The organism is Streptomyces sp. NEAU-YJ-81, from assembly GCF_017592595.1.
Classification (GTDB): domain Bacteria; phylum Actinomycetota; class Actinomycetes; order Streptomycetales; family Streptomycetaceae; genus Streptomyces; species Streptomyces hygroscopicus_B.
This window is the reverse complement of record NZ_JAGFNO010000003.1, coordinates 258,724-278,682: the sequence shown is the minus strand read 5'-3', so window position 1 is coordinate 278,682 and position 19,959 is coordinate 258,724. Positions and strand designations below refer to the sequence as shown.

The following is a 19,959-nucleotide window of genomic DNA, read 5'->3' as shown; positions in this document are numbered from 1 at the left end:
CGTACGGTCGGGCCGGAAAGCCTCATCCGCGCCCGGACGCCCCCCGCCCGCTCGTGGCGACCGGCGGGAGCTGCGCCGGTGAGCCGAAGACGCGCTCTCCGGGGGCCCCGCCGCGCAGCAGCGCCGCGCCCAGCGGCGTCAGCGTGTGCAGGACGGCACTGCCCTGACGCAGGGTGTGTACCAGGCCCGCCTCGCGCAGCACACTTGCGTGCTGACTGGCCGAGGCCAGCGATACGCCCACCCTGCGGGCGAGTTCACTGGTCGTACAGCCGCCGCCGACCTCCAGCAGCACCGCCGAGCGGGTCTGCCCGACCAGCTTGCCGAGCGTCCGGGCGGACCCGGCCCCGGACGCGGATGCCGACCCGGCCCCGGCCCCGGGCCTCGACGCGATGGCGGGCCGCTGCCCGGGGCGGAGCGGCAGGCCGCACGGGGCGTGTTCGACGGGGTAGACCAGTACGGGCGTCAGATCCGGGTTCCGGAACGTCACCGGCGTCCCCCGGCAGAAGAACGACGGCAGGAGCAGCAACCCCCGCCCGTGCAGCCGCAGATCGCGGTCCACCGGATAGTCGACCTCCAGCACGGGCGCCCGCCACCGCATCGTCGCCGGCAGCGAGGCCAGCAGCCCATCGGCGCCCCCGTCCAGCAGGGCACGGCCCCGGGCCACCCGGTCGGCCTCGATCCGGGCCTGTATATGCGGCCAGTACGGCGCGACGGCGGCCTGGTGGTAGGCGCGCAGCGTGCTGATCAGCCGGTCCAGCGGCTTTCGTTCGCCCTCCCCCAGATCCCGTATCCACCCCGGAAGCGCCCGGGCCGCCGGAAGCCCGGCGAGCTCCGCGTTCAGCCGCTCCCCCGGGATGGCGCGCAGCGCGGACATCGCGGCGTCGCAACCGATTACCCCTTCGGCGGGGGTCAGGAAGTCCGGGAAATAGCCGCGCGAGGGAATGAGCGGCGCGAGCAGCCGCGCTTCGCCGTTGAGTCGGTTTCGCGCCTCCGAACGCCATTTTCCGTATACGGACTCCGCCCGGTTCTCCCGCAGCCGATGGAAACTTAAAACGGTTTCCCAGAGCGCGTCCGGTCGGACCGCCATCCGCAGCCGGGCCAGATCGAGTTCACTGAAATGAACACGGAGCACCAGACCCCCACACGTGACATTACGACCGCCCCCCGATCACCGATGAGTATGCACGCTGGCACGGTCAGTCACCACGCCCTTTTGGCCAGATGTGAAACGGGGAGCGGCGCGGAGGCCGGAAGAGGAAAGCTGTTCTCCAGGAAAACCGGGGGCCGCCGGTAAACACTTCCAGGGGCTGTCCGGAATTCAACAGGCGGTGCTCAGAGCCAGATTGCTCGTTCCCGTGGGGGGTGACGAGTACGTTACGGCGACTGGGCACTTGTGTTGCCGCACGTAGCCGATGCGCGCGGCAACAGCTCCCGTGGGGGGAGTGAGAGGGGGCGGCACCTCCGCACAAGGTGCCGCCCCCTTTAAGTTCCGCGGTCGCGATGACGCTGCGCTGTGCGGAGACGTCGGTGACGGGCGAGACGCACCCGCGTCGGTCCCGTCGTGTCAAGGAGGCGCGACGCCCCTCACCGAAATGGGGGCGGATCAGCCGTACCGGCGAAGCGGGTCGCGGGTACCGTTCTGAGTGTCGAGGCCAGAACGGAGTTCAGCATGCCGCAGAGCATCGAGGAACACACCGGCGCACGCATCGCGGACTATCGGAAACTGCGTCAACTCACCCAGACCGCACTCGCGCAACGTTCGTTCCTCTCCCGCGGCACCATCGCCAAGGTCGAGCGCGGCCTGGCTCCGGCCACACCCTCCGTCGTAGCCGCCGTCGCCCGGGTCCTTCAGGTGGACATCGCTGTGCTCAACGGCCAGCCGTACACCTCCGAGTTGCGACAGGACCATCTCGACCGCCTGATCTCCCCACTGTCCGAGGCGCTCGACATGTACGACCTCGGGCCGGACCCCCACATCACCCCCCGGCCCATCGACCAGGTGGAGAGCGATGTGCGGGCGCTGTGCGCCGGGGCCTCCGCCACCGAGTACAAGGACATCGGATCGAAGCTGCCTGGCCTGCTCGGCGAACTCACCACCATGATCAGCCTGCTGTCGCCAGGTGAGAACTACCGGCGCGCGGCCTCATCGCTGAGCTGGTGCTACTGGGTCGCATACGAGTTCGCCTACCGGGTCGGCTACCACGACCTTGCCACCATCGCATTGGAGCGCATGGGGTGGATGGCCGAGCAGGCACAGGACCCGCTGCTGCTCGCCATCCGCCTGAACAAGCGGTCGAGCATGCTGCTCCGACGCGGGAACAACCAGATGTCGCTACAGGTCATCACGCGCGGCCATCGGCTCATCGGCCAGGTCGATCAGCCCGAGTCCGTGAAGGCGCTCGCGGTGACCGGCAGCCTGCATCTCGCGTCGGCTATCGCGGCAGCCCAAGCCAAGGACGCTGACGCCGTCACCGGGTACATGGGCCTGGCACGCGAGATGGCCAAGAAGATCGGCCGGGATGTGCCGGACGTCTACTGGTCGTCGTTCGGCCTGACGAATGTGCGGCACTTCGACGTCGCGACGAGCGTGGAGCTCGGTGAGCTCGGCGAAGCGGTGAAGCTGTCCAAGAAGCTGCACTTCCCGGAGACGCACCCGCGTATGCGGGTCGGCCGGTACTACATCGAGATGGCCCGTGCCTACGCGCAGATGGGCAAGACGGAACCTGCCGAGCGGTTCCTGGTACGGGCACGGAAGGTAGCGCCGCAGCAGGCCCGCTATCACCCGCTGGTGCGCGAGACCATCGGCGTCCTGGTGCGCCGTCAGCGGCGGGCGCCTGAGTCTCTGTCGTCGTTGGCCGCGTGGGTGGGCATGTAGCAGCGCCGAGGCGCCCCATTGTTCCGTATCTGGGAACACTGAGGACCTTGCCGGTCGGCACGATGTGACGGTCAGAACACAGACCGTGCACGGAGCCGACCATGACGACGACCAGAAACCTGCCGTGGACACCGCCGAACACCGAGGACATCGAGCCGTTACCGGTGGGCAGATGGTGGGACGCAGTCTCCGCGCCCACCGCCGTCGCGGACCGCGCACTGGAGCTGCTCGGCAGCCGGTCCGGAGCCGTGATCCAGGACGGCACCTACGACAAGACCTACTGGCTGATCGGCATCGGCGCCGCCCGGAGCTGGTGCATGCGCCAGCTCCGCGTGCTCACCGAACTCGCGGACGAAAGCACCCTCCTTGGCGTACCGCCAGCCACATGGGGGCCCGAGCACCAAACGTACTGGCGGATCCCGCTCGGCCCCGACCGGTATCTCACCGACCCCGACCACCTGGCCCCCGCCCTGCGCCAGGCCACCGAGGACGTACTCGGCCCCGTCCCGGAAGGCCGCCAGCTCTGCTACCGCTGCCAGTTACCCACCGACGAACCGGTCCCGGTAACGATGGAGCACAGCGGCAGCGTCGCCGGCGCCACCATCTACGCCTGCCCCACCCACGCCCGGGACTACCCGCGCGACGCGGTAACCCAGGCCGCCGCCATGCGCCGAACCCTCGACCAGGGCAGAACCCGATGACAGCCGCCGAGCAGACCACCGACCCGTTCTCCGACGAAGCCTGGCGTGCCGCCATCGAACACGCCGCGGGCTGCCCGGCCTGCCGCACCCCCGGCGCCGAGTGCGAAACCGGCGAGCGGCTGCTAGGCGCCTACGAGGCGGCCACGCGGCAGGCCCGGTCAGCAGGTGCGGCATGAGGCAACGTCGGCAGCCCCCGCCGTACGGGCCGCCCGCCCGGGCCTGCCGCTCACCGCGATCCTGTCGCGCGGGGGCCGGGCGACAACGCTGTGAGTCAGGCGGCCGGTTCCCGGCCACCGTGCCGACGCGGCAGACTGGGCGGAGCCGACGAGAACGGAGCGTCCCGCATGGACGACGAGTCCCTTGAGGAGTGGGCGGCACGCCGTGACCGGCGTCGCCCCACGCGCGGGGAGCGGCGGATCACCCCGCTCGGCGACCAGCCGGAGCAGGGTTCCCACGTTGACCCGGACGCTCCTCGCGGCATCCAGGAGTGGGACGGGCACCAGTGGGCCCCGGCCGGAGTCGCCGAGGACCTTACGGCTGCCACCGGCGAGATCGGCGATGACGCGACGTCCCGGGCCGAGCGGGTCCCCCTCCCCTCGTTCGACAAGCTGCCCCCACTGCCCGAACCGTGGCGGCCGACCGAACGGTTCTACCGCTCCTGACGCATGGCGACACAACCACATCTGCCACATGTCAGCAGGTAGCAAAAGAGGGGGCGGCACCTCCGCACAAGGTGCCGCCCCCTTTGAGATCCGGAGCCGCTGTCGGGGATGAGGGTGGGTGTTTCCCGGCGCCGGCTCCGGTGGCCTTATCGGCTGGTGGCCTACCGGCCGTTCGCCGCCGCTCGGCCCGCCTCCAGGCGGGCCACGGGGATGCGGAACGGGGAGCAGGAGACGTAGTCCAGGCCCACCTCGTGGAAGAAGTGGACGGACTCCGGGTCGCCGCCGTGCTCACCGCAGATGCCCAGCTTGAGGTCGGGGCGGGTGGCGCGGCCGGCTTGGGCGGCGTCGCGGACGAGGGCGCCGACGCCGTCCTTGTCGATGGTCTCGAACGGGCTGACGCCGAAGATGCCCTTCTCCAGGTAGGCGGTGAAGAAACTGGCCTCGACGTCGTCGCGGGAGAAGCCCCAGACGGTCTGGGTGAGGTCGTTGGTGCCGAAGGAGAAGAAGTCGGCGGACTCGGCGATCTGGGCGGCGGTCAGCGCGGCGCGCGGCAGCTCGATCATGGTGCCGAGGGTGAGCTTGAGGTCCACGCCGTGGGCCTGCTCGACCTCCGCGATGACCCGCTCGGCCTCCTCGCGGACGATCTCCAGCTCCTGGACCGTGCCGACCAGCGGAATCATGATCTCGGCCCGCGGGTCGGCCTTCGCGTTGCGGCGCTCGGCGGCGGCCTCGGCGATGGCGCGTACCTGCATGGCGAACAGGCCGGGGATGACCAGGCCGAGCCGCACGCCGCGCAGGCCCAGCATCGGGTTCTGCTCATGGAGCCGGTGCACGGCCTGCAGCAGTCGCAGATCGTTCTCGTTGTGGTCCTTGCGGGACTCGGCGAGCGCGACGCGCACCGACAGCTCGGTGATGTCGGGCAGGAACTCGTGCAGCGGCGGGTCGAGCAGCCGGACGGTGACGGGCAGCCCGTCCATCGCCTCGAAGAGCTCGACGAAGTCGTCCCGCTGCAGCGGCAGCAGCCCATCGAGCGCCGTGTCCCGCTCCTCGTCGGTGTGGGCGAGGATCAGCCGCTCGACCATCTCGCGCCGCTCGCCGAGGAACATGTGCTCGGTGCGGCACAGCCCGATGCCCTGGGCGCCGAACCGCCGGGCGCGGGCGGCGTCCTCGGCGTTGTCCGCGTTGGCCCGTACGCGCAGCCGGCGCACCCGGTCGGCGTACGCCATGATCCGGTGCACCGCGCCCACCAGTTCGTCCGCGTCGTCGGCGCCCGCGTGCATGCGGCCCTCGAAGTACTCCACGACCGGCGAGGGCACCACGGGGACCTCGCCGAGGTAGACCTTGCCGGAGGAGCCGTCGATCGAGACGACGTCGCCCTCCTCGATGACGATGCCGTCCTTGCCGTCCCGGCCGGGCACCGTCATCCGGCGCCGCTTGGTGTCGACTTCGAGCTCCTCGGCGCCGCACACACAGGTCTTGCCCATGCCGCGGGCGACGACGGCGGCGTGTGAGGTCTTGCCGCCGCGCGAGGTCAGAATGCCCTCCGCGGCGATCATGCCGTCGAGGTCGTCGGGGTTGGTCTCGCGGCGGATCAGGATGACCTTCTCGCCCGAGCGCGACCACTTGACGGCGGTGTACGAGTCGAAGACGGCCTTGCCGACGGCGGCGCCGGGGGACGCGGCGATGCCCCGCCCGATCTTCTGGACAGTGTCGCCGGAGGCCACCTCGTCGTCGAAGCGCGGGAACATGAGCTGCGCGAGCTGCGCCCCGGTGACCCGGTGCAGCGCCTCGGCCTCGTCGATGAGCCCCTGGTCGACGAGCTGGGTGGCGATGCGGAAGGCGGCACCGGCGGTGCGCTTGCCGACCCGGGTCTGCAGCATCCACAGCTTGCCGCGCTCGATGGTGAACTCGATGTCGCACAGGTCCTTGTAGTGCGTCTCGAGGGTTTCCATGATCTGCATGAGCTGGCCGTAGGACTGCTGGTCGATCCGCTCGAGGTCGGCCAGCGGGACCGTGTTGCGGATGCCCGCGACCACGTCCTCGCCCTGGGCGTTCTGCAGGTAGTCGCCGTAGACGCCCTGGTGGCCGCTGGCCGGGTCGCGGGTGAAGGCGACGCCGGTGCCCGAGTCGGGGCCGAGGTTGCCGAAGACCATGGAGCAGATGTTGACCGCGGTGCCGAGGTCGTGGGGGATGCGCTCCTGGCGGCGGTAGAGCTTGGCGCGGTCGCCGTTCCAGGAGTCGAACACGGCCCGTACGGCGAGGTCCATCTGCTCGCGCGGCTCCTGCGGGAAGCCCCGGCCGGTCTCCTTGGCGACGATGTTCTTGAACTCGCCGACCAGCTTCTTCAGGTCCGCGGCGTCGAGGTCGACGTCCACCGTGACGCCCTTGGCCTGCTTGGCGTCGTCGATGGCCTCCTCGAAGAGGTCGCCGTCCACGCCGAGCACGGTCTTGCCGAACATCTGGATGAGGCGCCGGTAGGAGTCCCAGGCGAACCGGTCGTCACCCGCCTGCGCGGCGAGCCCGGCCACGGACTGGTCCGAGAGGCCGATGTTGAGGACGGTGTCCATCATGCCGGGCATCGAGAACTTGGCGCCGGAGCGTACGGATACGAGGAGGGGGTCGTCCGCCTGGCCGAGTTTCTTACCCATCTTCGCTTCGAGGGCGTCGAGGTGCGCACTCACCTCGTCGCGCAGGGCCGCGGGTTCCTCACCGCTGTCGAGGTAGACCTTGCATGCCTCGGTGGTAATGGTGAAGCCCGGTGGCACGGGGAGACCGAGATTGGTCATCTCGGCGAGATTGGCTCCCTTACCGCCGAGCAGGTCCTTGAGATCCTTGTTGCCCTCGGTGAAGTCGTAAACGAACTTCTGCTGATCTTGTGTTTCCGGCACGGGACTCGATCTCCTCGGCTCGGCTGCCCTGACGGCGGGGAGCGTACCCAGATCAAAGGCCCCTGAGCAGGTCCACTCCACCGTCATACGGCCGTAACCACCCGCCTGCCACGTGTTCGAAAGTACGGCGCCCGATCGAGACTCGCTTGAAGTGCCTTCAAGTCTCGAACACACACCCACCCTCCGCCCGTGGCGGACGCTTGGAATTTCACTATACGTAACCGTTGGTTCGAGGTGTCGAACATCAATAGGGTGGCACTGAGTGCCACGCATTGGAGAGGTGAGCGCAGCGGAGGACCGCCGGATTACCCCTCGATCACTGCTCATATGAGCGACGCCCCGATCAGAGTGGCGAGAATCACGCCTTGTCAGAGCCCATTGTCTCGCCTTTTGGATACAACGAGAGGGGTGCTGCTCAGATGAGCGACACGCCAGGAGGGGTGGCCGAGCCCCCAGCCAGCGCACGGCCCGCGCCGACCGAACTGGCGAGCGGTGCCCGGCGCGTGCTGAGGAACAGCCTGACGATCGGATCGCGCCATATTTCGCCACGGCGCGCCCAGCGGGAACGGGAAGCCCTGCTCGCCGCCCGAGGGGGGCGGCGGGCGGATCCCCCCTCAGGACGCCTGCCCGTTCCCATCAGGACAGCGGGTCGTCCTCCGCCCCCCGCAGGTCGTCCTCCGGCCCCCGCAGCCCGGCCAGGGCCTCGCGGGTCTTGACGGTGCAGTTGTGCTCCTCGCCCAGGGCGCGCTCGCCGATCTCCAGCACGGCCCGCCACTCGGCCTCGGCCTCGTCGAGGCGGCCGAGGCCCTTGAGCGTGGTGCCGAGGTTGTGCCGGGTCCACAGAGTGTTGGCATGCTCCGGTCCCAGGACGCGCTGCCGGGCCGTGAGCGTTTCCCGGATCTCCGTCTCGGCCTCCGCGAACCGGCCCATCTTGTTGAGCACATTGCCCAGGCTGTGCCGGGCGGCCAGCGTCTCCTTGGCCTCGGCTCCCATGGATCGCGTGCGCCCCTCGGCCACCCGGCGGTACAAGGATTCGGACTCCTCGTAACGCTTCTGGTCACGCAGCAGAGCGGCCAGTTGGACGAGGGTCAGCAGGGCGCTCGGGTCGTCCGGCCCCAGCACCCGGGCCTCCCCCTCCATGGTCAGGCGGTACTCCTGCTCGGCCTCCTCCACGCGCCCGAGGCTCGACAGGACCCCGGCGCGGCTGTAGCGCTCCACCAGCGTCCCCGGGGCCTCCGGTCCCACGATGCGGATCCGGTCCTGGAGCACCTGGGTGTACGCCTCCAGCGCCTCCTCGTGCCGTCCGGCCATCCCTATGCTGACCGCCAGATGGTGCCGGGTGGTGAGAGCGCTGGGATGCTCGGCCCCGAGCACGGCCGTCTGCCGTTCCAGAAGGTCGCGGTAGGCCGCCTGCGCCTCGTCGTGCCGCCCCTGATCGTCCAGGACCAGCGCTCGCATCCGCAGGGCGGTCAACGCCTCATCGTGCCGCTCCCCGACGGCGGCGAACGTCTCCGCCACCAGCGCGTCGGCCTCCGACTCCGCCTCGGTGTACTGCCGCAGGCTGCGCAAGCGGTCGATGCGGTTGCGGCGCGCCCGGCGCACCCGCCAGTGGGTGGGGCTCAGAGCCGCCGACGTCCTGTCGACCAGGTCGTGCCACAGCGACTCCGCCTCTTCGTGACGCTGCCCGAGGTCCAGGATGTCGCCGAGCGTGAAGAGCGCCGTCATCAGGGCCGGGTCCACCTCCGACTCCGCCGACGCCGCGCAGTCCTCGGCCGCCGACCGCATCTCGGCCTCCGCCTCGTCGAGCCGGTTCTGCCGCCGCAGCGCGGTGGTCAGCCAGGCACGTGCGTTGACGGTCTCGTGGTTCGTGGGCCCGTGCAGTTCCCGCGCCATGGACAGCGAGACCCGGATTTCCTCCTCGGCCTCCGCCACCCGCCCGAGGTCCAGCAGCAGGCGCCCGCGCCTGAAGCGCTTGGCCTCGACATGCGACCGGGAGTCGTCGTCCCGCCGCTCCCACGCCTCGATCAGCGTGCGGCACTCCTCCTCCGCCGCGTCCGCCCGCCCGGCGTCGCTCAGCAGGTCGACGAGGTAGCCGCGGGCGAAGAGCGTGTAGTCGGCCTCCACGCCGTGCACCCTCCCCGAGATCGCGACCACCGCGCGCAGCTCGCGCTCCGCCTCGTCGTGCTCCCCGAGCTTGTTCAGGGTGATGGCCAGATGCCCGCGGAGGTTGCGGGATTCGAGGTCGTCCCGGGACCTGAGCCCCTCGATCTGCTCCCGCGCCACCTCCCGCAGTTCGGCCACGTGCTCCGCCCACCCGGCGTCGATGAGCTGCTCGGCCACATCGGGCAGGGTCCGCACTCCCCACCAGCCGGTTTCCTCGTTGCGCTCGTCGGCTTCGGCCAGCATTTTGTCGACGTAGTCACGCACCGACTTCGGCAGCCCGTCGTCCGCCGCGATCCGCCGCACCACCGCCATCACCGGCGGCTGAACCTCCTCGGAGGTGTAGGAGCGAGGCGGGACGGCGGTGGCCGGTGCCACCGGCTGCCGTTCGGGCACCTCCGGCGGCGGCGCCGGGTCGTCCGGGCCCTCCTCCAGCAGCCCCAGCCGCTGCAGCAGCTCCGGGGACGCCGCCGCGAACGGGCGGGCCTCCTCGGCGACGCGGGAGTCCCCATGGTCGCCGGAGAGCCGGGCGCGGAACTCGGGGCCGCTGCCCTGGCGGTGCAGCAGGAACTCGGTGACCTGCGCCGCCGTCTCCAGCGCGTCCGACGTCCGGACCGCGTCCAGCAGCAGATCCGCGACCCCGAGGTGGAACTCGTACTCCTCCGCGCCGCCCTCCCGCCTCCGCAGCAGCCCGCCCAGGAACACCTCGGCCAACTGCGCCGGGTGGAACCGCTCCCCGCGCCCCGCGCCCGCCTGGTGGATCAGCCGCATCACCGGCAGCGTCAGCGGATGGACGGTGGCCAGCGCCCCGGCCAGGCGCCGGGCCTCGGGCGAGGCGGCGCCCCTGAAGCGGCGCAACCGCTCCTCGGCCGTCGGCTCGGGGGCATGGGCCGTGGCCCGCGCGGCCACCGGCTTCTCCGCCCCGTCGAGCAGCATCACCGGCAGCGGCGCGCCGCTGCCGCCCGTACCGGTGAGCGCCGCCCACGCGCCCAGCTCGCCCTCGGCCAGCTCCAGCACGGGCACCGGCGTCTTGCCCTCGTACGACACCAGGCCGCGCGGCAGCACCGGATGGCGCACGGACAGCGCGCGGCCCGGGCTGCCCTCCCGGCCGCCGGAGTCGACCAGCAGCCGCTGCGTGGGCATTCCGCGCTCCGGCCACATCCGCGCGGGCAGCGGCTGGAGGACCGCCACCGGCGAGTGGCGGGCCCAGCGGCGCAGCAGCCGCGGAATCGCGCCGCCGCGCCAACCCGGGCCCACCCCGTCCGAGAGGACCAGCATCACGGTGCGGCCGGAGGTGTCGGTGAGCTGGCGCGCGGTGCGGCGCGGGGCGCCGGGGGCGTACGGGCGCGCCCTGAGCACCGGTGCGGCGTCCTGGGCGCTGTCCAGGCCGTAGGTCCGTACGGAACGGAAGGCGCCCTGCCGCTCCAGCAGTCCGCGCACCTCGGCGGCGAGCTGCTGCCACAGGACCATCGACGGGCCGTCGTCCACGATGAGCGCGACGCTCAGCCAGCGCTCCGGGCGGGGGCGCAGCACCACGTCCGGCAGACCGGTTTCGGCGATCCACTCGGCGGTGGCGGTCTCATCGACGCAGAAGGACGTGCGGGACGGCACGCTCCGCCGCAGCGGCCGCAGCGCGCGGGAGAGCCCGCGCGCCGCGGGGAGCGCCCGGACGCCCCGGACGCCGACGGCGCGCGCCTGGCGGGCCGCGGCGGGGCGGGCGGCGCCAGGGGCGTAGAGCCCGGCGGGGGCGAGGGGGCCGGGCTCGGGATCGCCTTCGGTGGGTGGCCCGGCGGGCTGCCGCTGGTCGCCCTTACCGTCGTCGTCGCCGTCGGCCGCGCCGGAGGTGGGACCGGCGGAACCCGGGGACGGCGTGGGTTCCCCTTCCTCGCTCCGCGCCGGGGCCGTGGTCGCGGCGAACCACAGGACGTCGCGCAGCTCCTCCTCGGAGAGCTCGACGCCCGCGTCCTCCAGCAGGGCGCACAGCCGCTCGATCATTACGCGTCGACTTCGTTCAGCGAACGGAACAGCTTGTCGAGGACGTCCTGGTCGACCCGCACCCCGGAGGACCGCAGCCGGACCGCGTTGAGGAGTTGATCGGTGGCCAGCTCCCGCTCGTTGCGCCGGGCCACGAAGTCGGCGATCAGCTCCTGGGCCCGGGCGCCGATCTCCTCACCCAGATGCATGGTGACGATTCTCTGGAGCTGTTGCTCATCGGGCTGCTTGAGGTCGAGCCGGACGCAGCGGCGCAGAAACGCCGGGGGGAACTCGCGCTCGCCGTTGCTGGTGATGACGACGACGGGGAAGACGCGGCAACTGACCCAGCCGCCGGTGATCTCGACCTTGTCCCGGGAGCCGGCGAACTGCACGTGGATCCCCGTGCCCTCCCCCAGCCGGGCCAGTTCCGGAATCTCGAACTCGCCCTCCTCGAAGACCGTAAGGAGGTCATTGGGCAGGTCGACATCGCCCTTGTCGAGCTCGTCCACGAGCAGAACCCGTGGCTTGGCCACCGGGAGGAGCGCGGTGCCGAGCGCGCCGAGCCGCAGATAGTCGCCGATGTCCGGTTCGGCTTCGGCGGTCTCGTCGGCGCGCCGCTTGAGGGAGGCTTCGCGCAGCCGGCCCACCGCGTCGTACGAGTAGAGGCCCTCGGTGAGCGTGGAGCGGCTGTTGACCGGCCAGTGCAGCACCTCGCCCAGCTTGAGCTCGCGGGCGATGGCGTGGGCCAGGGTCGACTTGCCGGTCCCGGGGCGGCCGGTGACCAGCAGCGGGCGGTGCAGATGCAGCGCCATGTTGACGACGTCGCGGTCCTCGTCGGAGATCAGATACGGCAGCGGCCGCTCCTGATCCCGGCGCCGCGCGTCGTCGCCGAAGCGCCGCCACGGCGGGGCGGCGGGCCAGGTCTCCACCTCGTGGGGCTCGGTGTCGCCGCCCTGGAAGAGCCTCCAGTCCTGTGCCATCTTCTTCGTCTCTCCTCAGGGTGCGGACAGGTCGAGTTGGTCGGGGAGCGGGCGGTGCGGATCGTCCCACAGGAGCGCCATATGGCGGCCGTGGTGGCTTTCGTCGGCCTCGCTCGCCGACCGGAGCTTGCGCAGATGCTGGGGCAGGGACCGCAGCCGTTCGGTGCCGAGCAGGGCCGTCAACTCGGCCCGCGCGGCGGCGGCTTCCGCCTCGCCATGCCATATGAGGACGGGCACTCCGTCGAACAGGCAGGCGTTGAAGACGTCCGACCGGGCCCGCAAGGGGGTGGTCAGCACCACGCCCGGAGCGTCCTCCTGCCCCTGGAGGACGCCGTGGACCTGTTTGAAGGTGTCCAGGTGAGCGGGCAGCCACTCCAGATCCTCGGTGCCCGCCGAGTCGACCCTCTCCCACCGCTGCTTCCAGACGTGCCGCTGGTTGTCCCGGAGTTCGGTGCAGCGCACCACGACCGGGTAGTCCGTACCGAGCGAGCGCTCCAGGGGCCCATCGGCGTCGAGCTGCCAGCGGTGCACGGCCAGTTCGAGGTCGGTGGGGGCCACGAAGAACTCCACGAGGGTGTCCCGCGTGCGGGCATGTGTCCTCAGGAGCTCATCGATGCCGCGCTGTATCTCCTCCAGGGAGGCGGGGGTGTCCACCTTGGCCAGGGAGGTGACGTCCTCACCGCGCCGCGTCCACACCTCGTACGCACGCCGCTGCCCTGAGCCGTTGGACGGGTGGAGCCGGATCTGGACGCGCTGATCCTGTGCGAGACCGGCGGCCTTGACGCCCTCGGCGTACTCCTCGGCCTCGCCGCGCCGCTCCATCAACTGGCCCTTCAGCCCCAGCCGTTCGGCACACCGCAGCGACCAGGCGCGCAGATCGGCCGCGACCGCCCCCTCATCGACGGCCGCGAAGCGCTCCACGACCCTGAGCAGTTGGGGAAGCTGATCCGGTTTGGGAATCAGCTCCTCCAGCGCGTCGGCGAGCACGGCCGGATCGTGGCACGACAGATCGACGAGGCCGAACAGCGCGCGGGCCTCCTCGGCGACGTCGTACCGGCCCCGCTCGTCCAGCCGCCCCAGCAGCGCGACCAGCTCCGTGTACTCGGCGCGGGTCAGCCACTGGTCCTGCAGCACATGGCAGGCCTTGCGGATCTCGGTACGGACCGGGGCGTGGGCGCTCAGTTCGGCGAGGAGGGTGATGGTGCCGTGCGGGTTCTCCAGCGCCCAGTCGACCAGTTCCTCGGCCGAGGGCGGCGTCGTGGCGGGCGGGGCGGTGGTGAACTGCTCGCACAGCCGGGCCGCGACCCTCCCCGCCGATCCGGCCGCATCCGCCCCGAGCAGCCCGGACGCCTCCAGGACCAACATCTCCCGGAACCGCCGCTTCTCCGGGTCGAGGGGCGGGGCGGGCGGGCCGAGCCGGACCGTCCGCTCCTCCTGCTCCCAGTTGATGACGTGCATCGTCGGGTACTGCCGACTGCTCCCGGTCGCACGCACCTGGGCGAACTCGTCCTGTACGCCCTTCCAGACCCGGTCCAGATCCAGCCCCGCCCCATCCGCGCCCGCCGTCTCAAGCTGCCGCAGCAGTGCGGAGGTGAAGCGCCCGGCGCCGCCCTGCTCCATGGCGACGGCCCCGGCCTGGCAGGCCCGCATCCAGAAGACCGGCCGCTCGGATCTGGTCTGGGTCACGTTGGTGAGCGGCTGCGGGACGTCGGCCAGCTCGTGGATGTCGAGGGGAAGGGCCCGCCGGCAGGCGTCGATGACCACGGTGACCCGGTCCGCTCCGTCCCAGTGCACATGGTCGGTGCGCACCAGGTCCATCAGGCTGTCGGCGTCCAGCCCCTGGAGGTCGGTGTCGGAGGTCTCCGGATACAGCAGGCTCCACCGGCCGCCCGGTGCCTGCACTCCGTGCCCGGCCCAGTAGATCCACAGCCACTCGCCGTCGATCTCGCGCAGCCCGTCCCGGAAGACCTTGCGCACATCGGCGCGCTCCGCCGGGCGGTAGCCAGGGTGCTCCGCCTCCAGGGCCGCCCTGTTGTGCTCCATGGGCGAGGCCAGTAACCGGATGTTCTCCGGCGGTACGCCCCGCCCGGTCAGCCACTTCCGCATGCCGATGGCGTCGTGCACCGGGCCGTCGAGGTTCAGGGCGTCGCTGCCGTTGTACCGCTCGACCGCCACGATCACGGCATGGGTGCGGCGCCAGTCGTGCTCCACCGCTGTCACTTCGGCAGCTCCGGGGCCAGCAGTTCGTACAGCCGCTGGTGGGCGAAGTACGAGGTGTGGGCGCGCGGGAAGGGCTGGCGGGTGTTGACGCGCAGATCGATGACCCGGTCGGGGAAGACCTTCTCCCCGACGAAACCGAGCAGATCCTGCTCGTCGTAGACATTGATCCAGCGGGGGAAGCCGGCGGGCAGCGACTCGCCGCGGCGCAGCGCGGTGAGCGCGTCCAGCTCGTAGAGGAACGGCGCCTGCGAGCCGACCGTCACCAGCAGGTCCACCCCGGCGGGCGGATCGGGCTCGGCGAGCAGATCGACGCAGGCGATACCGCCGAGGCTGTGGGCGAGCAGCACCACCGGGCCGCCCCCTGACGCGATCTCAGCGCGCACGGCCTCCCGGATCGCGGCACGCACCCCGGCGCCGCGCACCTGGTAGCGGAGGATGTCGCCACTGGCCGGGACGGATCCCTTGGTGATCCCGCCACGGAAGGTATGGGCCAGTGAAGACAGCGGCGAGAGGTAGGAGTTGAGCGCCCGTACGGCGACGCCCTTCGCGGCACGGGCCGCGAATCCGCCCCGGCCGGCGCCACCGAGCTGATCGGTGAGCGCGCCGACGACGGTGTCCCGGTCGGCGCCGTCCACCGCGAGCGGCTCATCGTCGCCGTGCGGGCCCTCGGCCCGCTGGACGGCCAGGGCGTACACGGCGCGGGCCGCGATCGCCTCGATGCCGTCGGCGGGCGGCGTACCGCCCAGAGCGCGGGAGATCTCCTGGGCGACGCGGCCACCGGCCGTGCCGAGGTGCGGCGCGAGGTCGGACACCAACTCGTCCAGGCTCCCCCCGCCGCCGGTCACCGCCTCCAGGCTCAGCCCGCGCGCCGTATCGGCGACGACCTGCCAGGGGTCCTGACGGCCGGGGGCGAAACCGGCCCGCGCGCCTCCACCGCGCCGCGCCTTCGCCGCCGCCGCGAACTCCCGCAGCTCGGCGAGCGGATCCACCTCCAGCAGCGCCCATACGGCCAGCGGATCGTCCTCGTCCAGCAGCTCGTCGCCGCCGACGCCGCGGTGCTTCGTCCGCACCGGGATCGACGCCCCGCCGAGCCCCAGCGAGGCTCCGTGCTCCTCGCCCCAGAAGCAGGGGGCGACCCTGACCTCGGCTCTCACCCGCCCCAGGCCGCTCACGACCCGCGCGAAGCTCTTCTCGTACGACTTGGCCCGGACCCCCGTGCCGTGGACGAAGACGACGCTTGTCACCGATCCCCCCAGATCGTCCAGATCCCACCGCGACCACGAGCCCATCACTTTAACCCGTGATGACCCCGTGTGACCCCCGGACTACGGGACTACGGGACTACGGGACTACGGGACTGCTGGAGGCTGGATTGGCGGGGTTCAGCCGCCCGAGGTGTCCAGCTCCGCGTCCGCGCCGACCCCCGCGCAGTCGTACGGGTCGTCCAGCCAGCCGTCGGGCAGCACCACGCGGTTGCGGCCCGAGGTGCGGCCGCGCGGGCCGTCGGCGCCGGGGGGCCACTCCTGGTCCAGGTCCAGCTCGGCCAGCAGGGCGTCCAGCTCGGCGAGGGACGAGGTGATCGCCAGTCGCTTGCGCATCTCCGAGCCGACCGAGAAGCCCTTGGTGTACCAGGCGACATGCTTACGGAAGTCGATCACGCCGCGCTCCTCGTCCTCCAGCCACTCGGCGAGCAGCTCGGCGTGGCGGCGCATCACGGCCGCGACCTCCTTGAGCGTCGGCCGCGCGTAGCCGGGTGCCTCGGAGCCGGGCGCCTCGTAGCCGGGCACCTCGTAGCCCGGCACCGGCACCTCGGAGCCGTCCACCGGCCCCTCCTGGCCGGGCTCGAACGCGGCCACCAGGTCGCCGAAGAGCCAGGGCCGCCCGAGGCAGCCGCGCCCCACGACCACGCCGTCACAGCCCGTCTCGCGCATCATCCGGACCGCGTCGTCGGCCGACCAGATGTCGCCGTTGCCCAGCACCGGGATCTCCGGGACGGCCTCCTTCAGGCGGGCGATCGCGTCCCAGTCGGCGGTGCCGCCGTAGTGCTGGGCCGCGGTGCGGCCGTGCAGGGCGATCGCGGTCACGCCCTCCTCGACCGCGATCCGGCCCGCGTCGAGGAAGGTGATGTGGTCGTCGTCGATGCCCTTGCGCATCTTCATGGTGACCGGCAGCGGGCCCGCGGCGGTCACGGCCTCGCGCAGGATCGAGCGCAGCAGATGCCGCTTGTACGGAAGCGCCGAGCCGCCGCCCTTACGGGTCACCTTGGGCACCGGGCAGCCGAAGTTGAGGTCGATATGGTCGGCGAGATCCTCGGACACGATCATCTGGACGGCCTTGCCGACGGTCATCGGGTCCACCCCGTAGAGCTGGATGGAGCGCGGCTTCTCGCTGCCGTCGAAGTGGATCAGCCGCATCGTCTTGGCGTCCCGCTCCACCAGCGCCCGGGTGGTGATCATCTCGCTGACAAACAGCCCCTTACCGCCGGAGAACTCCCTGCACAGGGTGCGGAACGGAGCGTTGGTGATCCCAGCCATCGGTGCGAGCACGACCGGCGGCTGGACCATATGCGGTCCGATCCGCAGCCGCGTCCGCGGCTGATGCGGAGTCTGCGGCGGCTGCGGCGTCTGCGTCATGGGGTCAGCTTCCTTGTGCGTACTACGGTGGAGAGGACGGGCCGATCTCTTATTGTCCCGCACCCGCCAGAGGGACCGACAGGGCGGTGATGACCGCCGCACCGACAGTATCGATGTAGCGTTCAACCATGCGTGAGCTCAGCCATCGGCGGCGCATGCTCGTGCTGGCGATTTGCTGCATGAGCCTGCTGCTCGTCAGCCTCGACAACACCGTCCTCAACGTCGCCCTGCCCTCGATCCGAAGCGATCTGCACGCCTCCGTCTCCGGGATGCAGTGGACGATCGACGCGTACACCCTGGTCCTCGCCGCGCTTTTGATGCTCTCGGGGTCGACGGCCGACCGGGTGGGACGCAAGCGCACCTTCCAGACCGGGCTGGTGATCTTCACCCTCGGGTCGGGGCTGTGCAGCCTCGCGCCCAACCTGGAGACGCTGGTCATCTTCCGCATGGTGCAGGCGATCGGCGGTTCGATGCTGAACCCCGTCGCCATGTCGATCATCACCAATGTCTTCACCGAGCCCAAGGAGCGGGCCCGCGCCATCGGGGTCTGGGGCGGGGTCGTCGGCATCAGCATGGCGGCCGGGCCGATCGTCGGCGGAGTGCTGGTGGAGTCCGTCGGCTGGCGCTCGATCTTCTGGATAAACCTTCCGGTCGGGATCGCGGCGCTGCTCCTCACCGCCCGCTACGTACCGGAGTCGCGTGCCCCCAAGCCGCGCCGGGCCGACCCCGTCGGCCAGTTGCTCGTCGTCGCGGTGCTGGGCACCATCACCTACGCGATCATCGAGGCGCCCGAACTCGGCTGGGACTCGCCGCTCATCGTGACCTTCGCGGCCATCGCCGCCATGGGGCTCATCGCGCTGATCCGCTACGAGCTACGACGTGCGGAACCGCTGATCGATGTGCGGTTCTTCCACAGCGCGCCATTCAGCGGGGCGACGGTCGTCGCGGTGTGCGCCTTCGCGGCGCTCGGCGGCTATCTCTTCATGAACACGCTCTATCTGCAGGACGTGCGAGGGCTCGACGCGCTGCACGCCGGGCTGTGGATGCTGCCCATGGCGTTCATGTGCTTCGTCTGCGCACCGCTGTCCGGGCGGCTGGTGGGCGCCCGCGGGCCCCGCCCGTCGATGCTGGTGGCCGGGGTGGCCATAACGGCCAGCGGGGTGATGTTCGCCGTTTTCGACGTCCAGACGACCGATATCGGGCTGCTGCTCGGCTATGCGATGTTCGGCCTCGGCTTCGGCATGGTCAACGCGCCCATCACCAACACGGCGGTCTCCGGGATGCCCCGCTCCCAGGCCGGAGTCGCCGCGGCCGTCGCCTCCACCAGCCGCCAGGTGGGCCAGTCGCTCGGTGTCGCGGTCATCGGCGCGGTGCTGGCGGCGGGCGCCGCCTCGGCGGCGGCGGGCCAGATGGGGCACGCCGCCTCGCCCGCGGCCACTGCCGCGTTCGTGGACGCCGCCCGTCCGGCCTGGTGGATCATCGCCGGATGCGGTGCCGTCATCCTGCTGCTGGGGATCGTGACCACGGGCCGCTGGGCCGAGAAGACGACCCGGCGCGCGGCCACGCTGCTCGAAGAGAGCACGCCGACGGGACGGGCATCGGCGAACGCGAAGGCGTGAGGGGCGTCATGGCGTGATGTGTGACGACGCCGAGGCGTGATGCGTACGACGGCGCTGGGGTCGGTGCGTAACGACGGCCCTGGGGCCGGTCCGTAACGACGGCCCTGGGGCCGGTCCGTAAGGAGGCCGCCCCAGGGCCGTCGGTCGGGTCAGACTGCTGCCGCCCGGGCGACCTCCGCCGTCGGCGCGGCCTCCGCCCCCGCCCCGGCCCCCTCCGCGAGCCCCATGGCGTGCAGCCGCTCCAGGCGCTCATGCGTCTCCGCGTCCGCCGGGGTGTAGGTGAGCAGCTTGGGGCCCTGCCTCGGGCCGGTCCACAGGCTGGTGGAGGCCAGCCGGAGGATGCCCACCTGCGACTGGCGGTAGACCTTGATCTTGTCGCCGGGCCGGACCACCTCATGCCGCGCCCAGATCTCCCGGAACTCCGCGGAGGCGTCCTCCAGCCGCTTCACCATCGCCTTCCAGGCGGGCTCGGCGACATGCTCGGCCATGACGGCACGGAACTTGGCCGCCATGAGCCGGATCGTCTCGTCCCGGTCCACCAGGCTCGAACGCCACTCGTCATGGGTGAAGGCCAGCCACAGGCAGTTGCGGTCCTCCGGTGGCACCTGGTCCAGGTCGCACATCATCAGCCGGTAGGTGCGGTTGTAGGCGAGCAGGTCGAAGCGGCTGTTCTGGACGCAGGCGGGGAACGGCTCCAACTGCTCCAGCATGCGCCGCAGGGACTGCGGAACGCCCGTGCACTCGCTCGCCGGGCTCGGGTCGACGGTCCCGGCGAGCGCGAAGAGATGGGCCCGCTCGCTGCGGTCCAGGATCAGCGCGCGGGCGATGGCATCGAGGACCTGCGCCGAGACATGGATGTCGCGGCCCTGCTCCAGCCACGTGTACCAGGTCACGCCGACGGTCGAGAGCTGCGCGACCTCCTCGCGGCGCAGACCGGGGGTGCGCCGGCGGCGGCCCCGGGGCAGCCCCACCTGCTCAGGGGTGATCCGCTCCCGCCGACTGCGCAGAAACGCGGCCAGCTCGCCCCTTCTTGGGTCGCTCGCCTCCAGGCGCTTTGATCCGGTGTCGACACTCCTCGTCGACGGTCGCTCGTTCCTCGCTCCCTGCTCCTCGTCGCTTTCGACACCGGCGCGCCCTGCGGCTCGCTCCCGGCGCCGTATCTCGGCCCCCGCGCTCCTGCTCTCGGCCGTGGCACCCGTCGTGGCACCGGCCGTGGCTTCCCGCACCATCGTGGTCATGGCTCCAGG

Annotated in this window: 13 protein-coding genes; 5 read left to right on the top strand and 8 right to left on the bottom strand. The window is 71.3% G+C overall.

The window, feature by feature from the left end; all coding sequences use genetic code 11:
- Positions 1-22: 22 nt before the first annotated feature.
- The gene (locus J5X86_RS09630; RefSeq protein WP_208516313.1) at positions 23-1,132 is read right to left on the bottom strand and encodes a helix-turn-helix transcriptional regulator; all 1,110 of its coding nucleotides are present in this window, start codon (positions 1,130-1,132) and stop codon (positions 23-25) included.
- A 537-nt stretch (positions 1,133-1,669) separates the two neighbouring features.
- Between J5X86_RS09630 and J5X86_RS09625 the strand changes: the two genes are divergently transcribed.
- The 4 genes from J5X86_RS09625 to J5X86_RS09610 all read left to right on the top strand — a co-directional run bounded on the left by J5X86_RS09625 (position 1,670) and on the right by J5X86_RS09610 (position 4,238).
- The gene (locus J5X86_RS09625; protein WP_208516312.1) at positions 1,670-2,875 is read left to right on the top strand and encodes a helix-turn-helix domain-containing protein; all 1,206 of its coding nucleotides are present in this window, start codon (positions 1,670-1,672) and stop codon (positions 2,873-2,875) included.
- A 101-nt stretch (positions 2,876-2,976) separates the two neighbouring features.
- Entirely contained in the window at positions 2,977-3,576 is a 600-nt protein-coding gene (locus tag J5X86_RS09620) for a hypothetical protein (RefSeq protein WP_208516311.1), read from the top strand.
- A complete protein-coding gene (locus J5X86_RS09615) occupies positions 3,573-3,752 on the top strand; it encodes a hypothetical protein (RefSeq protein ID WP_208516310.1) in 180 nt (59 codons plus the stop codon). The genes J5X86_RS09620 and J5X86_RS09615 overlap by 4 nt, the downstream gene beginning before the upstream one ends.
- Positions 3,753-3,920: 168 nt before the next feature.
- Positions 3,921-4,238, top strand: coding sequence for a DUF6087 family protein (locus J5X86_RS09610; RefSeq protein WP_208516309.1), 318 nt, complete (start codon positions 3,921-3,923; stop codon positions 4,236-4,238).
- A gap of 161 nt (positions 4,239-4,399) precedes the next feature.
- On the opposite strand, the gene ppdK is transcribed toward J5X86_RS09610, so the two are convergent.
- The 6 genes from ppdK to dusB all read right to left on the bottom strand — a co-directional run bounded on the left by ppdK (position 4,400) and on the right by dusB (position 17,093).
- Positions 4,400-7,126 carry a pyruvate, phosphate dikinase gene (ppdK, locus tag J5X86_RS09605; RefSeq protein ID WP_208516308.1) on the bottom strand — a complete coding sequence of 909 codons (2,727 nt, stop codon included), beginning with the start codon at positions 7,124-7,126 and terminating at the stop codon, positions 4,400-4,402.
- Positions 7,127-7,762: 636 nt separating this feature from the next.
- Positions 7,763-11,281 (bottom strand): tetratricopeptide repeat protein, encoded by a 3,519-nt coding sequence (locus tag J5X86_RS09600; RefSeq protein WP_208516307.1) that lies wholly within the window; start codon positions 11,279-11,281, stop codon positions 7,763-7,765.
- Positions 11,281-12,240: a MoxR family ATPase gene (locus tag J5X86_RS09595; protein ID WP_208516306.1), complete on the bottom strand. Its 960-nt coding sequence runs from the start codon at positions 12,238-12,240 to the stop codon at positions 11,281-11,283. The genes J5X86_RS09600 and J5X86_RS09595 overlap by 1 nt, the downstream gene beginning before the upstream one ends.
- Before the next feature lie 15 nt (positions 12,241-12,255).
- Positions 12,256-14,460 (bottom strand): caspase family protein, encoded by a 2,205-nt coding sequence (locus J5X86_RS09590; RefSeq protein ID WP_208516305.1) that lies wholly within the window; start codon positions 14,458-14,460, stop codon positions 12,256-12,258.
- Positions 14,457-15,704: a hypothetical protein gene (locus J5X86_RS52420; protein WP_208516304.1), complete on the bottom strand. Its 1,248-nt coding sequence runs from the start codon at positions 15,702-15,704 to the stop codon at positions 14,457-14,459. The genes J5X86_RS09590 and J5X86_RS52420 overlap by 4 nt, the downstream gene beginning before the upstream one ends.
- A gap of 138 nt (positions 15,705-15,842) precedes the next feature.
- Positions 15,843-17,093, bottom strand: a complete 1,251-nt coding sequence (gene dusB / locus J5X86_RS09580) for a tRNA dihydrouridine synthase DusB (RefSeq protein ID WP_208516303.1) — start codon at positions 17,091-17,093, stop codon at positions 15,843-15,845.
- A gap of 128 nt (positions 17,094-17,221) precedes the next feature.
- Here dusB and J5X86_RS09575 point away from each other — a divergent pair, with 128 nt between their 5' ends.
- Positions 17,222-18,712, top strand: coding sequence for an MFS transporter (locus J5X86_RS09575; protein ID WP_208516302.1), 1,491 nt, complete (start codon positions 17,222-17,224; stop codon positions 18,710-18,712).
- Between the two features lie 149 nt (positions 18,713-18,861).
- Here the strand turns inward: J5X86_RS09575 and J5X86_RS09570 are convergent, their stop codons facing one another.
- Entirely contained in the window at positions 18,862-19,941 is a 1,080-nt protein-coding gene (locus J5X86_RS09570) for a helix-turn-helix transcriptional regulator (RefSeq protein WP_208516560.1), read from the bottom strand.
- Positions 19,942-19,959: the final 18 nt, after the last annotated feature.

What these genes read in the sequence shown, in the direction of transcription:
- dusB (WP_208516303.1), bottom strand. Translation starts at nt 17,093, where the DNA reads ATGACGCAGACGCCGCAGCCGCCGCAGACTCCGCATCAGCCGCGGACG.
- J5X86_RS09595 (WP_208516306.1), bottom strand. Translation starts at nt 12,240, where the DNA reads ATGGCACAGGACTGGAGGCTCTTCCAGGGCGGCGACACCGAGCCCCAC.
- J5X86_RS09570 (WP_208516560.1), bottom strand. Translation starts at nt 19,941, where the DNA reads ATGGTGCGGGAAGCCACGGCCGGTGCCACGACGGGTGCCACGGCCGAG.
- J5X86_RS09610 (WP_208516309.1), top strand. Translation starts at nt 3,921, where the DNA reads ATGGACGACGAGTCCCTTGAGGAGTGGGCGGCACGCCGTGACCGGCGT.
- J5X86_RS09575 (WP_208516302.1), top strand. Translation starts at nt 17,222, where the DNA reads ATGCGTGAGCTCAGCCATCGGCGGCGCATGCTCGTGCTGGCGATTTGC.
- J5X86_RS09600 (WP_208516307.1), bottom strand. Translation starts at nt 11,281, where the DNA reads ATGATCGAGCGGCTGTGCGCCCTGCTGGAGGACGCGGGCGTCGAGCTC.
- J5X86_RS09625 (WP_208516312.1), top strand. Translation starts at nt 1,670, where the DNA reads ATGCCGCAGAGCATCGAGGAACACACCGGCGCACGCATCGCGGACTAT.
- J5X86_RS09620 (WP_208516311.1), top strand. Translation starts at nt 2,977, where the DNA reads ATGACGACGACCAGAAACCTGCCGTGGACACCGCCGAACACCGAGGAC.
- J5X86_RS09615 (WP_208516310.1), top strand. Translation starts at nt 3,573, where the DNA reads ATGACAGCCGCCGAGCAGACCACCGACCCGTTCTCCGACGAAGCCTGG.